General features: G+C 56.3%; 4 protein-coding genes and 3 tRNA genes. All 7 read right to left on the reverse strand.

The features are described 5' to 3' along the window. Nucleotides 1-1,178 (reverse strand): elongation factor Tu (gene tuf / locus BLX42_RS26160; protein ID WP_161872974.1); only part of this gene is annotated, 1,178 nt, incomplete at its 3' end. 78 nt (nt 1,179-1,256) lie between these two features. After that, nucleotides 1,257-1,332, reverse strand: a tRNA-Thr gene (locus BLX42_RS26165). 29 nt (nt 1,333-1,361) lie between these two features. Next, nucleotides 1,362-1,435 (reverse strand) — tRNA-Gly (locus BLX42_RS26170). A 24-nt stretch (nt 1,436-1,459) separates the two neighbouring features. Next, nucleotides 1,460-1,543: transfer RNA gene (locus BLX42_RS26175), tRNA-Tyr, on the reverse strand. Nucleotides 1,544-1,695: 152 nt separating this feature from the next. Further along, nucleotides 1,696-2,121 carry a hypothetical protein gene (locus tag BLX42_RS26180; protein WP_046788138.1) on the reverse strand — a complete coding sequence of 142 codons (426 nt, stop codon included), beginning with the start codon at nt 2,119-2,121 and terminating at the stop codon, nt 1,696-1,698. A 7-nt stretch (nt 2,122-2,128) separates the two neighbouring features. Next, nucleotides 2,129-2,878: a pantothenate kinase gene (locus tag BLX42_RS26185; protein WP_046788139.1), complete on the reverse strand. Its 750-nt coding sequence runs from the start codon at nt 2,876-2,878 to the stop codon at nt 2,129-2,131. After that, nucleotides 2,868-3,827, reverse strand: coding sequence for a bifunctional biotin--[acetyl-CoA-carboxylase] ligase/biotin operon repressor BirA (gene birA / locus BLX42_RS26190; protein WP_046788142.1), 960 nt, complete (start codon nt 3,825-3,827; stop codon nt 2,868-2,870). Before birA ends, BLX42_RS26185 begins: the two co-directional genes overlap by 11 nt. Nucleotides 3,828-4,016: the final 189 nt, after the last annotated feature.

A 4,016-nucleotide genomic window follows, 5' to 3' on the forward strand; every position in this document is an offset into this window, starting at 1 on the left:
GCTACGACGCCGGCGCCGACGGTACGACCGCCTTCACGGATAGCGAAGCGCAGACCGTCTTCCATTGCGATGGTCTTGATCAGGGTAACAGTCATCTGAATGTTGTCACCTGGCATTACCATTTCAACGCCTTCCGGCAGTTCGCAGTTACCGGTCACGTCAGTGGTACGGAAGTAGAACTGAGGACGGTAGCCTTTGAAGAACGGAGTGTGACGGCCGCCTTCTTCCTTCGACAGAACGTAGACTTCTGCGGTGAACTTGGTGTGCGGCTTGACCGAACCTGGCTTGACCAGAACCTGGCCACGCTCAACGTCGTCACGCTTGGTACCACGCAGCAGAACGCCGCAGTTCTCGCCAGCACGACCTTCGTCCAGCAGCTTGCGGAACATCTCAACACCGGTGCAGGTGGTGGTGGTGGTGTCACGCAGACCAACGATTTCCAGCGGATCCTGAACGCGGACGATACCACGCTCGATACGACCGGTAACAACGGTACCACGACCCGAGATCGAGAATACGTCTTCGATCGGCATCAGGAACGGCTGGTCGATGGCACGAACTGGCTCAGGAATGTAGCTGTCCAGAGTTTCTACCAGCTTCTTGACAGCGGTAGTGCCCATTTCGTTGTCGTCTTTGCCTTCCAGGGCCATACGAGCGGAACCGATGATGATCGGAGTGTCGTCGCCTGGGAAGTCGTAGGTGGACAGCAGGTCGCGAACTTCCATCTCGACCAGTTCCAGCAGCTCAGCGTCGTCTACCAGGTCAGCCTTGTTCAGGAAGACCACGATGTACGGAACGCCAACCTGACGGGACAGCAGGATGTGCTCACGGGTTTGTGGCATCGGACCATCGGCGGCCGAGCAAACCAGGATCGCGCCGTCCATCTGGGCAGCACCGGTGATCATGTTCTTCACGTAGTCAGCGTGACCTGGGCAGTCAACGTGAGCGTAGTGACGAATGGTCGAGTTGTACTCAACGTGAGCGGTGTTGATGGTGATACCGCGCGCTTTTTCTTCCGGAGCCGAGTCGATCTTGTCGAACTCAACGATTGCCGAGCCGAAAACTTCGGAGCAAACGCGAGTCAGAGCTGCGGTCAGAGTGGTCTTACCGTGGTCAACGTGGCCGATAGTGCCGACGTTAACGTGGGGAAGGGAACGATCAAACTTTTCCTTAGCCATCGATACAATCCTCCGCAGAAGAAATAGTCTTACGCCGATAAAACAAAGGCAGATATTTTCATATCTGCCTTGTTTATATGGAGCTCTTGAGCGGACTTGAACCGCTGACCTCACCCTTACCAAGGGTGTGCTCTACCAACTGAGCTACAAGAGCGAAACACATTGTGCAAAATCCGGCAAACTTGGAGCGGGTAGCGGGAATCGAACCCGCATCATCAGCTTGGAAGGCTGAGGTTCTACCACTAAACTATACCCGCGGAGCTTGCGGCTCTCGCTAAAACTGGTGGAGGGAGAAGGATTCGAACCTTCGAAGCTCTCGCAACGGATTTACAGTCCGTCCCCTTTGACCGCTCGGGAATCCCTCCAGATGTGGCCGGCATTCTATTTGTCTGCCGCCCTAGTGTCAAGCTTATTTTCAAATTTTTTCAATCAAATCTGAAGCTTAGCTACTTTGACACTGCCTCCAGCTCTACCACCTCAGTGGTGTTCCCTGTGAAGCGGGCGCCATTCTATCAAGCTATTCGCCAGTTGCAATACCCTGGCAGAAAATAATTTTATGTTTTAAGTCTTTGAAATCGTTGGAAAGAGTGGCGAGGACCGTTTGATCCAGCAAACGCTCGCTTTCCGGGGAAATCTTGAGCCAGAGGCCATCAGCGCCGGGCAGCTGCCCAGATACCGGCAATGCACTGATATCCAAGCTCAACAAGCGCTGGCGCAGCGCATCGATTTGATCTCGCCCTGCCAGGCCGCCCACCACCAGACATTCGTCGCGGCGACGGGGCGGCGTAGCCACACCCGTTTCACGCAAGAGACGAATCTCCTGCTGATTGCCTTTGTACAACGAGAGCGGGGCGACATCCTTGGCTTTTAGCGGGGCTTCCTGTTGGTGCCAGACGTAATAGAAGACGTTGAGCACCAGCAATAGCAGAAACAACCAACGCATAAACACCTCAGCTCAAAGGGCAGGCCATTGCCAGGCCAACAAATACCAAGTCGGGAACCACGCGCGCCTGCGGTGCTGCTTCACGCACCAATGGTGCATCCCCCCCAGTGAGGAATACAGTAAAGTCCTCCCCCCACAGCGAGCGTGCTTGCTCCAGCTGCGTACGAGCAAAGCCCTGGAGCATCAAGACGCAGCCACGCTCGACCGCCTCGACGGTCGAGCGCCCAGGAGCAAGGCTGGTCAAGGCACGCTCCGCAGATGCGTCGTCGTAGCGGATACGCCGGGTGTGCGTGCGCAACTGGCTGCGCATCAGAGGCATACCTGGGCAGATGTACCCCCCAAGATGCTCACCATCAGCGCCAATGAAGTCGGCCTTGGCAGCTGTACCCAGGTCGATCACCAAGCACGCACCCTTGGCCAGGTGGAATGCGCCCAACGCCGCGAGCCAGCGATCCATGCCCAGGCGCTGGAAATCATCATATCCATTGCGCACCCCGGCCATTTCACGGGCCGGTTCCGCGACACGCGGCAACACAGAAAACGCCTGACCGATCAGCGTACAGAGCGCTGCCGTTTCTTCCTCACTACGCACACTGACGATACGGCAGCCCGACAAACGCAGCGAAGCCAAAGTACCGACCTCAGCCACAAGCGCCTGATCCGAATCCACAATGCCGCCACCCACGATAGTGGCGTCAACAGCATGAATGACTCGCCATTTGATGAAGCTGTTACCGCAATCGAGCTCAAGAATCATCACGCAACCTCAAACTGAGCTCACCACCACTGAAGCTCTTCTCCACGCCATCGATGTCCAGGCGCAAACCACCCTGCCCATCCACTCCAAGCACTACTCCATCGATCTGGGTACTGCCGGCAACAAGCGATACATTACGCCCCTGCCATAGATGTGCTTGCTCCCATTCCTCCTGAAAAGCGGCAAAACCATAACGTCGGTGACGCGCCAGCTCGTGGTGCAGTTGCTGGCTGAGCATTGCCACCAGGCGATTACGATCGATGGGAGAGCCAACCTCACGTCGTATGGATGTCCACTGCTGATCGACCTGGACGTTTACCTGCATGTTCACATTGACGCCAATGCCAAGAACAACGTGACAGACGTCCGCCGGATCACCGACCAACTCAAGCAGGATGCCGGCAATTTTCTGCCCACGAACAAGAACATCATTAGGCCACTTGAGCCCAACTTCCTTAACACCGAACCCTTCCAAGGTGCGCATTACCGCCAAGCCGACCACCAGACTCAGCCCTTCGAGCTGACGCATGCCGCCTTCGACACGCAACACTAGACTGTAGTAAAGGTTTTCCGCGAAAGGACTTACCCACTGACGACCGCGACGGCCACGCCCAGCGCTCTGCCGCTCGGCAAGCACCAGAAAGGGAGCTGCCAGCCCCTCCCCCACGAGCCGCAACCCTTCAGCGTTAGTCGAGCCGATGGTTTCGTGGATGAACATTGGCCATTGCTCACCACCAGCAAATTCGGCAATTGCCTTTGCTTCGAGCAAGGCCAAGGGCGCCGCTAGCTGATAGCCACGCCCACGAACCTTGTGAATGGTGAGATTCAGCTCACTCTCCAGATGCTGCAGCTGCTTCCAAACGGCGCTGCGGCTCACCCCGAGGGCTGCCCCCAAGGCTTCTCCGGAATGGAACCGGCCATCCTTGAGGAGATTCAACAACTTCAGCATGCCAGTCTCGACTTGGAATAAGGCTGGCATGATAGCTATGGGTAGTGGGCTTGCATAGGAAAAGGGCCGCCCGAAACGAGCCAAATACCGTGTATAAAGCCAGAAAAGACAAAACCCCTACCTGCTCGCGCAGATAGGGGTTTTGCGAAATGAATCTTGACGATGACCTACTCTCACATGGGGAAACCC

Origin of the sequence: Pseudomonas sp. SG-MS2 (assembly GCF_009933855.1) — a bacterium.
Lineage (GTDB): Bacteria > Pseudomonadota > Gammaproteobacteria > Pseudomonadales > Pseudomonadaceae > Aquipseudomonas > Aquipseudomonas putida_E.

What these genes read in the sequence shown, in the direction of transcription:
- BLX42_RS26180 (WP_046788138.1), bottom strand. Translation starts at nt 2,121, where the DNA reads ATGCGTTGGTTGTTTCTGCTATTGCTGGTGCTCAACGTCTTCTATTAC.
- BLX42_RS26185 (WP_046788139.1), bottom strand. Translation starts at nt 2,878, where the DNA reads ATGATTCTTGAGCTCGATTGCGGTAACAGCTTCATCAAATGGCGAGTC.
- birA (WP_046788142.1), bottom strand. Translation starts at nt 3,827, where the DNA reads ATGCTGAAGTTGTTGAATCTCCTCAAGGATGGCCGGTTCCATTCCGGA.